The organism is Paraburkholderia jirisanensis, assembly GCF_054782355.1.
In genome coordinates this window covers 63,702-78,176 of record NZ_BAAGSQ010000007.1, presented here as the reverse complement: position 1 = coordinate 78,176, position 14,475 = coordinate 63,702, and the positions used below count along the sequence as shown (strand labels likewise).

The following is a 14,475-nucleotide window of genomic DNA, read 5'->3' as shown; positions in this document are numbered from 1 at the left end:
CGATCAGTGGGGTTTGAACCGCACTCGTTCGGGCGGCTGCTTGAAACGGCCAAGCGGCGTCCAGAACGGCATGCCGAGGAAAAACGCGAAGTAAATCAGCGCGCAGATCTGCGCGATCAGCGTCGCTGCGGGCGATGGAGGCCTGGTGCCGAGGAACCCCAGAGTCAGGAACACGAGCACGAAGATCCCGTAAAACACCTTGTGGAAGAACGGTCGGTAGCGGATCGACTTGACCGGCGAGCGGTCCAGCCACGGCAGGAAGAACAGCGACACCACCGCGCCGCCCATCACCACCACGCCCCAAAACTTCGATTCGGTGAAATACATCGCCAGCACCACCAGCACCGCGAGCACCGGCAAACCGAGCTTCCACTTGCCGCGCGCCCGCACCAGTGCGACCAGACCCAGCAGCAGCACTACGATCATCAGCACGATCTTGAAGGGGTCGGTGGTCGCACGCAGCATCGCGTAGAACGCGGTGAAGTACCAGACCGGCGCGATTTCCGGCGGCGTCTGCAGCGGGTTGGCCGGCACGAAGTTGTTCGCTTCGAGGAAGTAGCCGCCCATTTCCGGCGCGAAGAAGATGATCGCGGCGAAAATCATCAGAAATACGCTGACACCGAGGAAATCGTGCACCGAGTAGAACGGGTGGAACGGGATGCCGTCGAGCGGAATGCCGTTCTCGTCCTTCTTCGCCTTGATCTCGATGCCGTCCGGGTTGTTCGAGCCCACTTCGTGCAGCGCGACGATATGCGCGACCACGAGGCCCAGCAGCACTAGCGGGATCGCGATCACGTGGAACGCGAAGAACCGGTTCAGCGTGACGTCGGACACCACGTAGTCGCCGCGAATCCACAGCGACAGGTCCGGGCCGATAAACGGAATCGCCGAGAACAGGTTGACGATCACCTGCGCGCCCCAGTACGACATCTGGCCCCATGGCAGCAGGTAGCCGAAGAACGCCTCGGCCATCAGGCACAGGAAGATCGCGCAGCCGAAGATCCACACCAGTTCGCGCGGCTTGCGGTATGAACCGTACAGCAGGCCGCGGAACATATGCAGGTAGACCACCACGAAGAACATCGACGCGCCGGTCGAATGCATGTAGCGGATCAGCCAGCCCCACGGCACCTCGCGCATGATGTACTCGACCGAAGCGAACGCGAGCGTCGCATCGGGCTTGTAGTTCATCGTGAGGAAAATGCCGGTGACGATCTGGTTGACCAGCACCAGCAGCGCCAGCGAGCCGAAGAAGTACCAGAAATTGAAGTTCTTCGGCGCGTAGTACTCGGAAAGGTGAGCTTTCCATGTCGATGTGAGCGGGAAGCGCCGGTCGATCCAGCCGACCAGGCCCGACGTCGTTACTACCTCTTTTTCGGTCGTCGCCATTTACGCTTCTCCTTTCTCGTCCTTGCCGATCACCAGGGTGTTGCCGTTGTTGGTGAACATGTAGGGCGGGATGTCGAGATTCTGCGGCGCAGGTTTGTTCTTGAAGACGCGGCCGGCCATGTCATAGGTCGAACCGTGGCACGGGCACAGGAAGCCGCCTGGCCAGTCGTCCGGTAGATTGGGCTGCGCGCCCTCCTGGAAACGCGGGGTCGGCGTGCAGCCCAGGTGAGTGCACACCGCCACGGCGACGAACAGATTCTTGCGATCGGCCCGCGAGCGGTACTCGTTCTGGCAGTAGGCCGGCTCAGGCATCGAAAACGGGTTCTTGCTTTGCGGGTCGGCGACTTCCTTGTCCGCCTTGGTGACGTCGACCAGCATCTTGTCGGTGCGGTTGATGATCCACACCGGTTTGCCGCGCCAGGCGACCGTCAGCATATCGCCGGGCTTCAGGTTACTGATATCGACCTCGACCGGCGCGCCTGCCGCCTTGGCCTTTTCGGATGGTGCAAATGAACCAACAAAGGGTACAACAGTGGCTACTCCGCCAATGCCACCTGTTACGGTCGTCGCAATCAGCCAGGTACGACGGCTGCCATTGACGCGCTCATCTTCCTTGTCTCGCATCACACGCCCCACTTCTGAGTTGGATTTTTTCCTTCTGTCGCTTCTACCGCCGCTAGTTTGCGCGAATGGAGTCGGCATTTACAAGGGCCGAGCGACAAAATCCATGCGAAGTCTTTGAAAAGTAAGGGTATTCCCGAACCAATCGCTAACTTTTACATATGCTTTTTTAAGCGTTCCCTCCGTATTCCGAACCATTTTGTCGAGTAATCAGACGGGATTATGAATATCGATAAACAGGTGTTCGAGATTGAATGTCTCGGAAAGATGCGTTCCGAGTGACTGCACACCATAACGCTCGGTGGCATGGTGCCCCGCAGCAATAAAAGCGACGCCGCTTTCCGCGGATATATGCATGATCTGCTCGGAAATCTCGCCCGTCAGATAAACATCGGCGCCGGCTTCGATCGCTGCGTCGAAATAGCCTTGCGCGGCGCCGGTGCACCACGCGATGCGTCGCAACTCCTGATCTGGGTCGCCGAGCACGAGCGGCGTGCGGCCCAAGGTCTGCTCGACCTGCGCCGAGAAATGGTTGAGCGACATCGGCATCGGCGAGGTGGACAGCCAGCCGATGTTGTTGTCGCCGAAGCGGCTGTCGGCGATCAGACCGAGCTTCGCGCCCAGTTGAGCGTTATTGCCGTATAGCGGATGGTCGTCGAGCGGCAGATGGTAGGCGAACAGGCTGACGTCGTTGGCGAGCAGCAGCTTCAGGCGCTGGTATTTGCGACCGGTGATCTGCGGCGCCTCGTTGCGCCAGAAGTAGCCGTGATGCACCAGCACGGCATCCGCGCCCCACTCCAGCGCAGCCTCCAGAAACGCTAGCGAAGCAGTGACGCCCGTAGCGATTTTTTCGATCTTGCGGCGCCCCTCGACCTGTAGTCCGTTTGGACAGTAGTCCTTGAACCGTACGGTTTCGAGAACGTTGTTCAAGTACAATTCCAGTTCGATCCGATCCATATATAAACCTCTAATTTTCCAGATGCTCAGACGCTTTTGGCTGTTGTTTGCCCAGGCGGTAACGGTGCTGCTCGCGCTGATGTTCATCATCGCGACGCTCAAGCCGCAATGGCTGCAGCGGCAAGGGCAGTTCGGCAAGCAACTGGCCGAACCCATCGTCGCGCTGCGGGAAGTGGCACCGGGGATCGGCGGCGGCCCCCTGCAGAGCTCCTATGCCGACGCGGCGCAAAAGGCCATGCCGGCGGTGGTCAACGTGTTCTCGAGCAAGGACGGCTCGCTGCCTCCCGATCCTCGCGCGAAAGACCCGCTGTTCCGCTACTTCTTTGGCGACCGCAACCGCAAGCAGCAACAACAGCCGGCGGCCAACCTCGGGTCCGGCGTGATCGTGAGTTCGGAAGGTTACATTCTAACGAACCAGCACGTGGTCGACGGCGCGGATCAGATCGAAATCGCGCTCGCCGACGGCCGCACCACCGAAGCCAAAGTGATCGGCGTCGACCCCGAAACCGACCTCGCGGTGCTGAAGGTCAACATGACCAATCTGCCCACCATCACGCTCGGCCGCATGGACCAGACGCGCGTGGGCGACGTCGTGCTGGCGATCGGCAATCCGTTCGGCGTCGGTCAGACCGTCACCATGGGCATCGTCAGCGCGCTCGGCCGCAATCACCTCGGCATCAACACCTTCGAGAATTTCATCCAGACCGACGCGCCGATCAATCCGGGTAATTCGGGTGGCGCACTGGTCGATATTCACGGGAACCTTCTCGGCATCAATACCGCCATCTATTCGCGTTCGGGCGGCTCGCTCGGCATCGGCTTTGCGATTCCGGTGTCGACCGCGCGCAGCGTGCTGGAGAGCATAATTTCGACCGGTACCGTCACGCGCGGCTGGATCGGTGTCGAGCCGCAGGATGTGACTCCAGAAATCGCCGAATCGTTCGGGCTCGAGCAGAAATCGGGCGCAATTGTCGCAGGGGTGCTCAAGGGCGGCCCAGCGGATAAGGCCGGGATCAAGCCGGGCGATATCCTGATCGGCGTGAATGGGCAGGATATTACCGATACGACGCGCCTGTTGAACGTGATCGCGCAGATCAAGCCGGGCACCGATGCGAAGGTGCATCTGGTGCGCAAGAACAAGGAGCTGGATCTGACCGTGATGATCGGCAAGCGCCCGGCGCCGCCGAAGCAGCAGCCGCAGGACGATGACGATCAGGATGAAGGCGGCTGAGGGCGTGGAGGTTCAGGGCTTGCGAACCGCCGCGGCTGCCTAGAGGCGAACCTAAAGACAAACCCAAAGACGACAAACCCAAAGACGAAGGGCCGCGACTCATTGTGAGTGACGCGGCCCTTCAACTTTCTGCGCTACGGGTTCGATGACGGGTTCGCTACACCCCGCCTGCGTCAATGTGCCGCGTTGCCCTCGCCCTCTTTCTCCGCAGCCACCGCCGGCTTGTTGACGAACAGCCGCGCCGCGATTATGCCGGCCTCGTACAGCACGATCAGCGGAATCGCGAGAATGAGCTGCGAGAACACATCGGGCGGCGTGACCACCGCCGAGATGATGAACGCGCCGACCACCACATACGGGCGGATCTGCTTGAGCTTCTGAACCGTCACCACGCCCATGCGTACCAGAATCACCACGACGATCGGCACCTCGAAGGTCACGCCGAATGCGAGGAACATCGTCAGCACGAAGCTCAGGTAGTTGTCGATGTCGGTGGTCATTTCCGCGCCTAGCGGCGCGTTGTAGTGCGCCATTACGCGGAAGATGGTCGGAAACACCACGAAGTACGCGAATGCCATGCCGCACAGGAACAGCGTGTAGCTGCTGCCCACCAGCGGCACGACCAGCTTCTTCTCATGCTGGTACAGCCCCGGTGCGACGAACGCCCAGACCTGGTACAGGACGATCGGCAGCGCGATCACGAACGCCACCAGCATCGTCACTTTCATCGGCACGAAGAACGAGCCGGTGACGTCGGTGACGATCATCTTGCCGTCCTTCGGCAGGTTCATCATCAGCGGCCGCGCGAGCAGCTTGAAGATGTCCGGCGCCCAATAGACGAGCCCGACGAACACGACGATCACAGCGATGCCGGCGCGGATGATGCGGTCGCGCAGTTCAACGAGGTGGGAGATGAAGGTTTCTTCAGTTCCTTCGTTCTGCTTGTGCTGGGGGTCGCTCACGCCGGCCCTCGGTAGGAGATGGATTCACGAGACATCAGAAGAAGCGCGTCGGGCGTTTCAGGCTGACCGGCGTATGCCGCGCAACACGCGCAGCGCCCGATTGCACGCGGGTACGACGCGCGGTGGCGCGCTTGTACCACGTCGGTGCGGCAGTTTGTTTGACGCGCCAGTTCTTGCGCTTCGACGCAGCCGAGCCCGAGCCCGACGCGCCTGAATTCATGCCGTTGCTGCCAAGCCACGCCGAAGGGTCGGAGTAGGTCGTGCTCGCACGCGGCTCATCGGATGAAGACGCGCCGCCGGCAATGCTCGGCGAAACCGAGGTGCCGTCCTTCCACGCCTCGGTCAGTTCGGCTTCGTGCTTGCGCACGTTATCGTGGATCGTGGTTTCGACGTTCTGCGCGGCCGATTCGAACTCGGTCTTCATCCGTCGCAACTCGTCGAGTTCGATCTCGCGCGTCACTTCGGATTTGACGTCGTTGATATAGCGCTGCGCGCGGCCGAACAGCGCGCCGGCCGTACGGGCCACGCGCGGCAAGCGCTCCGGCCCGAGCACGACCAGCGCGACCACGCCGATCAACGCCATCTTGGTTATACCGAGATCCAGCATCGAATGAGCTTCCCGTCAGTGCGCTGTCGTGGCGGCTTAGCGCGAGTCGCTCGAATGCGGCGCTTTTTCCTTCGCGTCGACGTCGATCGTGCCGCGCGCCAGTTCACGCTGCTGCGTGGCTTGTGCTTCGGGCGTGGCTTCCGCTTCCTTCATGCCTTCCTTGAAGCCTTTGACCGCGCCGCCCAGATCGCCGCCGATGTTGCGCAGCTTCTTGGTGCCGAACACGAGTGCAACGATCAGCAGAACAATCAACCAGTGCCAAATACTGAACGAACCCATGGAAACTCTCCTTGACCTCCGGTCGCAATGCGACGCGGCGAAACCTATCTGACCTTGCGGCCTTCATCGAAGCGTGGCCGCTTCCTCTTTTTCGTTGCACGAACCCATAACCCGGTGCCTGCATTCGCGAGACCCGCAGTATGGCGGGCATTAGGTTATGAACTTGTGACTTTGCTTCACCCCATGCGCAACCATGGCCGCGGACCGGCCAGAATATGCGCGTGCAGGTGATAAACTTCCTGGCCGCCGCCGGGACCGGTATTGATTACCGTACGAAAGCCCGTGTCGCCGCCCTTGTACGCGATCCCCAACTGCTCCGCAAGACGCGCGACGAGCACCAGCATTCTACCAAGCAGAGGTGCGTCGCTTTCGTGGCAATGCGTGAGCGTCTCGATATGTTTGCGTGGAATCACGAGCACGTGCGTTTCGGCCGCGGGGCGGATGTCGCGAAACGCGACGAACTCGTCGTCCTCATGGACTTTGGTCGACGGAATCTCGCCGGCGGCGATCTTGCAGAACAGACAGTTCGGATCGTGGCTCATGATCTATTTCCGGGACGGACGTTAGTCGCTCGCGCAGCGCGCAATCGAGCGTCAAAACCACGCGCGCGGGCTTGCAAGCGGCTTGTTATCGTACAGATACAGCCAGCCTTTGATGATACGGTACAACGTCCAGATCGCGACAGCCCACAAAATCGGCACGCCGATCAGCACGATAAACAGCGCGACGCCGATCAGGTGGCCGATCAGCCCCATCCAGAAGGTGCGGATCTGCCATTCGAAATGCGCCTCGTAGGGCGTGCCGACGGTCTCCGCGCGCTTCAGGTAATTGATGATGATCGCCACCAGCACCGAAATGCCGCCGGTGAGCCAGTACACCGCATAGAGCGCGTACAACACGTGTGTCAGCGTGCGCAGGCTGCGCTGCCGGTCGATCTCGAGCGCGCTCTGATACGACGGCGGCGGATATCCACTGTGCGAGTGCTCCATGCTTGCATCCTCCTTCAGGTGCGATCAAAAGCTGCCGCGTGCTGTGCTGCGTGCTGCGTGCTGCGTGCTGCGTGCTGCGTGCGACGGGCTCGACGAATGCCGCCACGTCGACGCCCAGCCGCCGCTCAGTCGCCGTTCTGCTCGCGGTCGCGGCTCTTGCGCAGCGCCTTCTCTTCAATGCCGGACAAACCTTCGCGGCGCGCGAGTTCGGCGAGCACGTCGGCCGGCTTCAAGTCGAAATGCGACAACGCCACCAGGCAATGAAACCACAGATCGGCCATCTCATAGACCAGCGCCTTCGGCTCGCGACCGTGACGCACGTCCTTCGCGGCGAGCACGACCTCGGTCGCCTCTTCGCCGATCTTTTTCAGCACCGCGTCGTCGCCCTTGCTAAACAGCCGCGACACGTAAGAAATTTCAGGGTCGCCGCCCTTGCGGCTGTCGATCACCTCGGCGAGGCGTTGCAGCGTGTCTTGCGAGAGTTGAGTCATTTGTAGATGTGTTCGGGATCTTTCAGCACCGGTTCGACGGCAACCCACTCGCCTTCGTCGACCGATCCTTCGAATTTCTGGAAGAAGCACGAATGCCGGCCGGTGTGGCACGCAATGCCCGACACCTGCTCGACCTTCAGCAGCACCACGTCTTCATCGCAATCGAGCCGCACTTCGTGCACGTGCTGCACGTGGCCCGATTCTTCGCCCTTGAACCACAGACGCTGACGCGAACGCGAAAAGTACACCGCGCGGCCGGTCTCGACCGTCTTGGCCAGCGCCTCGCGGTTCATCCACGCGAACATCAGCACGTCGTTGGAGGACGCTTCCTGTGCGATGACCGGCACGAGGCCGTTTGCATCCCATTTCACCTTGTCGAGCCAGTCGACACCCGCTGCATTGACCACGTCAGAACCTCACCGAAATGCCTTGATCGGCCATGAAACGCTTGGCTTCGCCAACCGTATGCTCGCCATAGTGGAAGATGCTCGCCGCCAGCACGGCGTCTGCACGGCCATCTGTGATGCCGTCGGCCAGATGCTGCAGCGAGCCGACACCGCCCGATGCAATCACCGGTACCGGCACCGCGTCGGACACCGCGCGTGTGAGTGCCAGATCGAAGCCGCTCTTGGTGCCGTCGCGGTCCATGCTGGTGAGCAGAATTTCGCCGGCGCCGAGTTCGGCCATCTTGCGCGCCCATTCCACCGCGTCGAGCCCGGTTTGCTTGCGCCCGCCATGCGTGAACACTTCCCAGCGCGGCGCTTCCCCGGCGGCCGACACGCGCTTCGCATCGATCGCGACGACGATGCATTGCGAGCCGTATTTGTCCGCTGCATCGCTCACCAGTTGAGGATTGGCGACTGCCGATGAGTTCATGCTGACCTTGTCCGCGCCGGCATTCAGCAGGCGCCGCACGTCTTCGACCGCGCGCACGCCGCCGCCGACCGTCAACGGGATAAACACCTGCGACGCGACCGCTTCGATGATCGGCAGGATCAGATCGCGCTGGTCGGAAGTGGCGGTGATATCGAGAAAGGTGAGTTCGTCTGCGCCCTGGTCGTCGTAGCGGCGCGCGATTTCGACCGGATCGCCGGCATCGCGCAGTTCGACGAAATTGACGCCCTTGACCACGCGCCCGGCGGTGACGTCGAGACAGGGGATGATGCGTTTAGGTAGGGCCATGATCGTGCAATGGGTCGTGCATAAGTTGCCGGGGGCGCGGCGCGCGCCGCCGGAGCGGCATACCGTGGCGGGTGTCGGGAGACCGGTCGAGCCGCCTGGCTACCGCCACCGCAAGACGGTGGCGACGCAGCACTCAGCGGCTCAGGCGCGCGTCACGCGTCGTCGGACTCGCGCAGCCGGTCGGCATGCGTCTGCGCCTGGGCGAAGTCGAGATCGCCGGAATAGATCGCGCGGCCGCAGATCACACCTTCGACACCTTCGTCTTCGACCTCGCAAAGCGCCTCGATATCCGCGAGATTCGAAAGACCGCCGCTCGCGATCACCGGAATCTTGACCGCGCGCGCCAGCCGCACAGTTGCCTCGATATTGATGCCCTGCAGCATGCCATCGCGGCCGATATCCGTGTAGATGATCGATTCGCACCCGTAGTCTTCGAATTTGCGCGCGAGATCGGCCACTTCGTGGCCGGTCAGCTTGCTCCAGCCGTCGGTGGCGACCTTGCCGTCTTTCGCGTCGAGGCCGACGATGATATGGCCGCCGAACGCGGTGCACGCCTCGAGCAGGAAACCCGGGTTCTTTACCGCGGCCGTGCCGATGATCACGTACTCGAGACCGTCGTCCAGGTAGCGCTCGATCGTATTCAGATCGCGAATGCCGCCGCCCAGTTGTACCGGGATTTCGCTGCCGACCGCCTCGATGATCGCGCGAATCGCGTCCTCATTGCGGGGTTTGCCGGCAAATGCACCATTCAGATCGACGAGATGCAGGCGCCGCGCGCCGCGCTCGAGCCAATGCCGGGCCATCGCTGCCGGCTCCTCGGAGAATATCGTCGCCTGGTCCATATCGCCCTGTTTGAGGCGAACACATTGACCGTCTTTGAGGTCGATGGCGGGGATCAGCAGCATAGCAATCGGGTGATGTCTGGGAAGAAAGTTGAAATTCGGCCGGCGCGCCGCCAACGGCAATGCGGCACCGGACCGTCTCGCTAGTTTAGTACAACTCTTTCGGCGGCCTTGCCAATGTCGGGGCGCGGCCAGCCAGGTCCTGCAAACCGATGCGCAGCGTCGCCCTTACGGGTTCCACTGCACGAAATTGCGATACACGAGCAAGCCCGTGTCCGCGCTCTTTTCCGGGTGAAACTGGGTAGCAAAAATATTGTCGCGCGCGACCGCCGACGTGAACGGCGCGCCGTACACGGTTTCGCCTGCGGTATGCGCGGCCTGGTCAGGCGCGACGTAGTAGCTATGCACGAAGTAGAAGAAGCTGTTGTCCGGCACGCCGTCCCACAGCGGATGCGGCTGCGTCTGATGCACGCGGTTCCAGCCCATTTGCGGCACCTTGAAGCGCGAGCCGTCGTCCTGCAGCCGGCCTTCGAGGTCGAAGCGGAGCACCTTGCCCGGCAGCAGACCGAGGCCGCGCGTATCGCCTTCGGCGCTCCAGTCGAACAGCATCTGCTCGCCGACGCACACGCCGAGCAGCGGCTTGTTGCGCGACGCTTCGAGCACCGCCTCCTGCAGCCCCGACTCGCCGAGCGAGCGCATGCAGTCGGGCATCGCGCCCTGGCCCGGCAGCACCACGCGGTCGGCCGCGCGAATCGCTTCGGGCTGGTCGACGATCGCCACCTCCGCCTCGGGCGCCGCCTTCTTCAGCGCCTGCGCCACCGAGCGCAGGTTGCCCATTCCGTAATCCACAATCGCAATCGATGTCTTCATTTCAAGTTAGGCAGTAACGCCTTCAAACCGTCGACGATGAACTCCACCGCCAGCGCCGACAACATCAAACCCATCAAACGCGTGCCGATATTGATGCCGGTGCGGCCAACCCAGCGCGCGATCGGCTCGGCGAGCCGCAACGCGAGAAAGCAGATCACCGCCAGCACCGCGCCAATAGCGATAAGACTAACCCGGTCGTACCAATGCCGATAGCTAGCCGAATAGACGATGACCGTGCTGATCGAACCCGGCCCGGTCAGCAGCGGAATCGCCAGCGGCACGACCGCGATGTTGTCCTTCGACTCCGCCTCGTAGCGTTCTTCCGGCGTGGCCCGCGCGTTGCCGATCTGCGCATTGAGCATGCTGATCGCCATCAGCAGCATGATGATGCCGCCGCCCACTTCGAGCGAGCCCACCGAAATGCCGAAAAAGCTGATGATCTGCTGCCCGCACAGCGCGGTGATCGCGATCACGCAAAACACCGAAATCGATGCGATGCGAATCGTGCGGCGCCGCTCGACGTCCGACTGCTGCGCAGTCAGGCTCAGAAAGAACGGCACCGCGCCGACCGGGTTGATCAGCGCCAACAGCGAGATAAACGACTTGAGGATATCCATCGCAAGCCGGGCGCGCGACCACGCGACCAGTCCGGTTGATCCACTTCAGGGCGGCTTTGGGGGCGTCCTTTAGAGGCTTCCTTTGGTCGACGGAATCTGGCCCGCCGCGCGTTCGTCCAGTTCGACCGCCATGCGCAATGCACGGCCGAACGCCTTGAAGACCGTTTCCATCTGATGGTGCGCGTTCAGGCCGCGCAGATTGTCGATATGCAGCGTGACGCCCGCATGATTCACGAAGCCGCGGAAAAATTCGATCGACAGATCGACGTCGAAGGTGCCGATCCGCGCGCGCGTGAACGGCACGTGGAATTCGAGGCCCGGGCGCCCGGACAGATCGATCACGACGCGCGACAGCGCTTCGTCGAGCGGCACGTACGAGTGGCCGTAGCGGCGAATGCCCTTCTTGTCGCCGACCGCCTTCGCAACGGCCTGGCCCAGCGTGATGCCGACGTCTTCGACCGTATGGTGGTCGTCGATCTGGGTGTCGCCATGCGCCTCGATGTCCAGATCGATCAGGCCGTGCCGTGCGATCTGGTCGAGCATGTGATCGAGGAACGGCACACCGGTGGCCAGCTTCTGCTGACCGGTGCCGTCCAGGTTGATCTTGATACGGATCTGCGTTTCGCTCGTGTTGCGAACGACTTCCGCAAGGCGCATGACAATTCCTCGAAACTGGCTTGAAAGATGTGGTGGGGAAAAAGCGGCTTAACGACCGCGTTCTCAATGCAGCGCGATTTGCAGCGCAGCGAGCAATTGCTGGTTCTCTTCGGCGGAACCCACCGTCAGACGGATGCAGTTACGCAGCAATGCGTGCATTTTACTCACGTTTTTGATCAGAATCCCTGCTTGTAGCAGGGATTCGAAGGTCGCAGCGGCATCCGGCACGCGCACCAGCAGGAAATTGGCGGCGCTAGTGAACACTTCGGCGCCGGGCAGCGCGGCGATTGCCTGCGCCAGTTTCGCGCGTTCGGCACGCAGTTGCGCGGCTTGCGCATCGAGCACGTCGATGTGATCGAGCAGGAAATCGGCGGTGGCCTGCGTCAGCACGTTGATGTTGTACGGCGGGCGCACCTTGTCGAATTCGGTGAGCCACGCCGGGCGCCCGGCCAGATAGCCGAGCCGGATCCCGGCCAGCCCCAGCTTCGATACGGTACGCATCACGACGACATTGTCGAATTCGCCGGCGCGCGGCATCCAGCTGCGTTCGGCGAACGGCTGGTAGGCTTCGTCGATCACGACGAGACTGCGCGTTGCGGCCGCGATGATGCGCTCGATGCCGGCTTCGTCGAATAGCGAACCGGTAGGGTTGTTCGGATACGCGAGATAGACGATGGCCGGGTTGTGTTCGGCGATCGCGGCGAGCATCGCGTCAGTGTCGAGCGAAAAATCTGCGTTCAGCGGCACGCCGACGAACTCCAGATTCGCGAGTTGCGCCGACACCTGGTACATCACGAAGCCCGGCAGCGGCGCCAGCACTTTCGCGCCCGGCTGCGCGCAGGCCACCGAGATCATGCTGATGATCTCGTCGGAGCCGTTGCCGAGCAGCACCTCGCAGTTGGCCGGCACCTGCATCACGCGCTTCAGCTTGTCGAGCAGCGCGCCGGGGCGCGGCGCCGGATAGCGGTTCAGTGCGACGGCTGCCAGATGCTCGCCGAGTTGCGCCGCGAGCGGCGCGGGCAGCGGGTACGGGTTCTCCATCGCGTCGAGCTTCACGAAGCCGGTTGCGTCGGGCACCGGATAGCTCGTCATCGCGAGCACGTCGCGGCGGATGATGTCTTGTGGCTTCGTCATGGTAGGTGTGAGGCTTGCCTGCTGCGCGTGGTGCGGCACTGCTGCGGTACGGCTCTGTGCCGCACGCGGCATACCGCATACGGCCTGCCATCTATCTTCGCCGGACAGCCGGCTGGTTATGTTCTGAGGTTCGGCGCCGCCATATCGCGGCGCTGCATGGGCGGATCAGCCCGTGTGCTTCATCCGGTATTCCGCGCTGCGCGCGTGCGCCTGCAAACCCTCGCCGTAGGCCAGTTCCGCCGCGATTTCGCCGAGCGTCTGCGCGCCTTCCGCACTGACCTCGATCAGGCTCGAACGCTTGAAGAAGTCGTACACGCCAAGCGGCGACGAAAAACGCGCGGTGCGCGAGGTCGGCAGCACGTGATTCGGGCCCGCGCAGTAATCGCCGAGGCTTTCGCTTGTATAGCGGCCAAGGAAGATCGCGCCCGCGTGGCGGATCTGTTGCGCCCATTGCTGCGGCTCGAGCGCGGAGATTTCGAGGTGTTCCGGCGCGATGTCGTTGGCGATCGCGCACGCTTCGGCCATGTCGCGCACCTTGATCAGCGCGCCGCGCCCTTCCAGCGATTGCTGGATCACATCGCGGCGCGGCATCGCCGGCAGCAGTTCGTTGATTGCATCGTGCACGCGCGCGATGAACGCATCGTCCGGGCACAGCAGGATCGATTGCGCGAGTTCGTCGTGTTCGGCCTGCGAAAACAGGTCCATCGCGACCCAGCGCGGATCGGTCGTGCCGTCGCACAACACCAGAATTTCCGACGGCCCGGCGATCATGTCGATACCGACCGTGCCGAACACGCGCCGCTTGGCGGACGCGACATACGCATTGCCCGGACCGCAGATCTTGTCGACCGCCGGCACCGTTTCAGTGCCGTACGCCAGCGCGCCGACCGCCTGCGCGCCGCCGATCGTGAACACGCGATCGACACCGCCCAGCAGCGCCGCAGCCAACACCAGCGGATTTTTCACGCCATCCGGCGTCGGCACGACCATCACGATCTCGCGCACGCCGGCCACCCGCGCCGGAATCGCATTCATCAGCACCGACGACGGATACGCCGCCTTGCCGCCCGGCACGTAAATGCCCGCGCGGTCGAGCGGCGTCACCTTCTGGCCGAGCACCGTGCCGTCGGCTTCGGTGTACTGCCAGCTATGGCTGCCGCACTCGATCTTCTGCTTCTCGTGATAGCCGCGCACGCGCGCGGCCGCCGCTTCGAGCGCCGCGCGGCGCTTCGGCTCGAGCGTTTCCAGCGCGGCTTCCAGCTCCGTCAGCGGCAGTTCGAGCGCCGAGACGTGCGGTGCGTCGAGCCGGTCGAAGCGGTTCGTGTATTCGAGCACCGCGGCATCGCCGCGTGCTTTCACATCGGCCAGAATCTGCGCGACCGAGCGTTCGATCGCCTCGTCTTCGCTCGCTTCGAACGCGAGCACGGCGTGCAGCGCCTTCTGGAAGCCTGCGTCGCGGGAATCGAGTTTGCGAATCTTGATAGACATGCTGGTATCCGTTTCGGTAGAACGCGCGGAATGGCGCTGCCTTTCTTCAGGTGGCGCCCCGCCCGTCTTGCATCGTCCGTCCGGCTCGATGCGCGTTTACTGCGACTACGGTGACTGCTGCGACGTGAGACGCCGCATCAGTTGCGGCGTCTCGCATCG

18 protein-coding genes are annotated in these 14,475 nt (G+C 62.6%); 1 reads left to right on the top strand and 17 read right to left on the bottom strand.

Annotated elements, in window-relative coordinates; genetic code table 11:
* Window positions 1-3: 3 nt before the first annotated feature.
* The 3 genes from ACYVNQ_RS05210 to ACYVNQ_RS05200 all read right to left on the bottom strand — a co-directional run bounded on the left by ACYVNQ_RS05210 (window position 4) and on the right by ACYVNQ_RS05200 (window position 2,967).
* Window positions 4-1,389, bottom strand: a complete 1,386-nt coding sequence (locus ACYVNQ_RS05210) for a cytochrome b (RefSeq protein ID WP_460901201.1) — start codon at window positions 1,387-1,389, stop codon at window positions 4-6.
* Window positions 1,390-2,013 carry a ubiquinol-cytochrome c reductase iron-sulfur subunit gene (gene petA, locus ACYVNQ_RS05205; protein ID WP_460901200.1) on the bottom strand — a complete coding sequence of 208 codons (624 nt, stop codon included), beginning with the start codon at window positions 2,011-2,013 and terminating at the stop codon, window positions 1,390-1,392. It lies immediately after the preceding gene.
* Between the two features lie 207 nt (window positions 2,014-2,220).
* Complete coding sequence (locus tag ACYVNQ_RS05200; protein ID WP_460901199.1) at window positions 2,221-2,967, bottom strand: Nif3-like dinuclear metal center hexameric protein; 747 nt, start codon at window positions 2,965-2,967, stop codon at window positions 2,221-2,223.
* A 22-nt stretch (window positions 2,968-2,989) separates the two neighbouring features.
* Between ACYVNQ_RS05200 and ACYVNQ_RS05195 the strand changes: the two genes are divergently transcribed.
* Entirely contained in the window at window positions 2,990-4,198 is a 1,209-nt protein-coding gene (locus tag ACYVNQ_RS05195; protein ID WP_460901198.1) for a Do family serine endopeptidase, read from the top strand.
* A 173-nt stretch (window positions 4,199-4,371) separates the two neighbouring features.
* Here the strand turns inward: ACYVNQ_RS05195 and tatC are convergent, their stop codons facing one another.
* The 14 genes from tatC to hisD all read right to left on the bottom strand — a co-directional run bounded on the left by tatC (window position 4,372) and on the right by hisD (window position 14,316).
* Window positions 4,372-5,160: a twin-arginine translocase subunit TatC gene (tatC, locus tag ACYVNQ_RS05190; RefSeq protein ID WP_460901197.1), complete on the bottom strand. Its 789-nt coding sequence runs from the start codon at window positions 5,158-5,160 to the stop codon at window positions 4,372-4,374.
* Between the two features lie 34 nt (window positions 5,161-5,194).
* On the bottom strand, window positions 5,195-5,767 hold the full coding sequence (gene tatB / locus ACYVNQ_RS05185; RefSeq protein ID WP_460901196.1) for a Sec-independent protein translocase protein TatB: 573 nt from the start codon (window positions 5,765-5,767) through the stop codon (window positions 5,195-5,197).
* A 36-nt stretch (window positions 5,768-5,803) separates the two neighbouring features.
* The gene (gene tatA, locus ACYVNQ_RS05180; RefSeq protein WP_460901195.1) at window positions 5,804-6,046 is read right to left on the bottom strand and encodes a Sec-independent protein translocase subunit TatA; all 243 of its coding nucleotides are present in this window, start codon (window positions 6,044-6,046) and stop codon (window positions 5,804-5,806) included.
* Between the two features lie 176 nt (window positions 6,047-6,222).
* Complete coding sequence (locus ACYVNQ_RS05175) at window positions 6,223-6,588, bottom strand: histidine triad nucleotide-binding protein (protein ID WP_460901194.1); 366 nt, start codon at window positions 6,586-6,588, stop codon at window positions 6,223-6,225.
* Between the two features lie 51 nt (window positions 6,589-6,639).
* Window positions 6,640-7,035, bottom strand: a complete 396-nt coding sequence (locus ACYVNQ_RS05170; protein ID WP_460901193.1) for a DUF4870 family protein — start codon at window positions 7,033-7,035, stop codon at window positions 6,640-6,642.
* Window positions 7,036-7,160: 125 nt separating this feature from the next.
* A complete protein-coding gene (locus ACYVNQ_RS05165; protein ID WP_460901192.1) occupies window positions 7,161-7,526 on the bottom strand; it encodes a phosphoribosyl-ATP diphosphatase in 366 nt (121 codons plus the stop codon).
* Window positions 7,523-7,933, bottom strand: a complete 411-nt coding sequence (hisI, locus tag ACYVNQ_RS05160) for a phosphoribosyl-AMP cyclohydrolase (protein ID WP_460901191.1) — start codon at window positions 7,931-7,933, stop codon at window positions 7,523-7,525. The genes ACYVNQ_RS05165 and hisI overlap by 4 nt, the downstream gene beginning before the upstream one ends.
* A gap of 1 nt (window position 7,934) precedes the next feature.
* Window positions 7,935-8,708, bottom strand: a complete 774-nt coding sequence (hisF, locus tag ACYVNQ_RS05155; RefSeq protein WP_460901190.1) for an imidazole glycerol phosphate synthase subunit HisF — start codon at window positions 8,706-8,708, stop codon at window positions 7,935-7,937.
* A 152-nt stretch (window positions 8,709-8,860) separates the two neighbouring features.
* Window positions 8,861-9,613 carry a 1-(5-phosphoribosyl)-5-[(5-phosphoribosylamino)methylideneamino]imidazole-4-carboxamide isomerase gene (hisA, locus tag ACYVNQ_RS05150; protein WP_460901189.1) on the bottom strand — a complete coding sequence of 251 codons (753 nt, stop codon included), beginning with the start codon at window positions 9,611-9,613 and terminating at the stop codon, window positions 8,861-8,863.
* A 165-nt stretch (window positions 9,614-9,778) separates the two neighbouring features.
* Window positions 9,779-10,420: an imidazole glycerol phosphate synthase subunit HisH gene (hisH, locus tag ACYVNQ_RS05145; RefSeq protein ID WP_460901188.1), complete on the bottom strand. Its 642-nt coding sequence runs from the start codon at window positions 10,418-10,420 to the stop codon at window positions 9,779-9,781.
* Window positions 10,417-11,037, bottom strand: coding sequence for a YchE family NAAT transporter (locus ACYVNQ_RS05140; protein WP_460901187.1), 621 nt, complete (start codon window positions 11,035-11,037; stop codon window positions 10,417-10,419). Before ACYVNQ_RS05140 ends, hisH begins: the two co-directional genes overlap by 4 nt.
* A gap of 69 nt (window positions 11,038-11,106) precedes the next feature.
* Window positions 11,107-11,694 (bottom strand): imidazoleglycerol-phosphate dehydratase HisB, encoded by a 588-nt coding sequence (hisB, locus tag ACYVNQ_RS05135; RefSeq protein ID WP_460901186.1) that lies wholly within the window; start codon window positions 11,692-11,694, stop codon window positions 11,107-11,109.
* A 63-nt stretch (window positions 11,695-11,757) separates the two neighbouring features.
* A complete protein-coding gene (gene hisC / locus ACYVNQ_RS05130; protein WP_460901185.1) occupies window positions 11,758-12,828 on the bottom strand; it encodes a histidinol-phosphate transaminase in 1,071 nt (356 codons plus the stop codon).
* Between the two features lie 165 nt (window positions 12,829-12,993).
* Window positions 12,994-14,316, bottom strand: coding sequence for a histidinol dehydrogenase (gene hisD / locus ACYVNQ_RS05125; RefSeq protein WP_460901184.1), 1,323 nt, complete (start codon window positions 14,314-14,316; stop codon window positions 12,994-12,996).
* Window positions 14,317-14,475: the final 159 nt, after the last annotated feature.

Bases quoted from the DNA above. Each gene is read 5' to 3' on its own strand.
- hisF (WP_460901190.1), bottom strand. From the start codon at position 8,708: ATGGCCCTACCTAAACGCATCATCCCCTGTCTCGACGTCACCGCCGGG.
- hisC (WP_460901185.1), bottom strand. From the start codon at position 12,828: ATGACGAAGCCACAAGACATCATCCGCCGCGACGTGCTCGCGATGACG.
- ACYVNQ_RS05170 (WP_460901193.1), bottom strand. From the start codon at position 7,035: ATGGAGCACTCGCACAGTGGATATCCGCCGCCGTCGTATCAGAGCGCG.
- petA (WP_460901200.1), bottom strand. From the start codon at position 2,013: ATGCGAGACAAGGAAGATGAGCGCGTCAATGGCAGCCGTCGTACCTGG.
- tatA (WP_460901195.1), bottom strand. From the start codon at position 6,046: ATGGGTTCGTTCAGTATTTGGCACTGGTTGATTGTTCTGCTGATCGTT.
- ACYVNQ_RS05165 (WP_460901192.1), bottom strand. From the start codon at position 7,526: ATGACTCAACTCTCGCAAGACACGCTGCAACGCCTCGCCGAGGTGATC.
- hisB (WP_460901186.1), bottom strand. From the start codon at position 11,694: ATGCGCCTTGCGGAAGTCGTTCGCAACACGAGCGAAACGCAGATCCGT.
- hisH (WP_460901188.1), bottom strand. From the start codon at position 10,420: ATGAAGACATCGATTGCGATTGTGGATTACGGAATGGGCAACCTGCGC.
- hisD (WP_460901184.1), bottom strand. From the start codon at position 14,316: ATGTCTATCAAGATTCGCAAACTCGATTCCCGCGACGCAGGCTTCCAG.
- hisA (WP_460901189.1), bottom strand. From the start codon at position 9,613: ATGCTGCTGATCCCCGCCATCGACCTCAAAGACGGTCAATGTGTTCGC.
- ACYVNQ_RS05210 (WP_460901201.1), bottom strand. From the start codon at position 1,389: ATGGCGACGACCGAAAAAGAGGTAGTAACGACGTCGGGCCTGGTCGGC.
- ACYVNQ_RS05195 (WP_460901198.1), top strand. From the start codon at position 2,990: ATGCTCAGACGCTTTTGGCTGTTGTTTGCCCAGGCGGTAACGGTGCTG.
- ACYVNQ_RS05200 (WP_460901199.1), bottom strand. From the start codon at position 2,967: ATGGATCGGATCGAACTGGAATTGTACTTGAACAACGTTCTCGAAACC.
- ACYVNQ_RS05140 (WP_460901187.1), bottom strand. From the start codon at position 11,037: ATGGATATCCTCAAGTCGTTTATCTCGCTGTTGGCGCTGATCAACCCG.
- tatB (WP_460901196.1), bottom strand. From the start codon at position 5,767: ATGCTGGATCTCGGTATAACCAAGATGGCGTTGATCGGCGTGGTCGCG.
- ACYVNQ_RS05175 (WP_460901194.1), bottom strand. From the start codon at position 6,588: ATGAGCCACGATCCGAACTGTCTGTTCTGCAAGATCGCCGCCGGCGAG.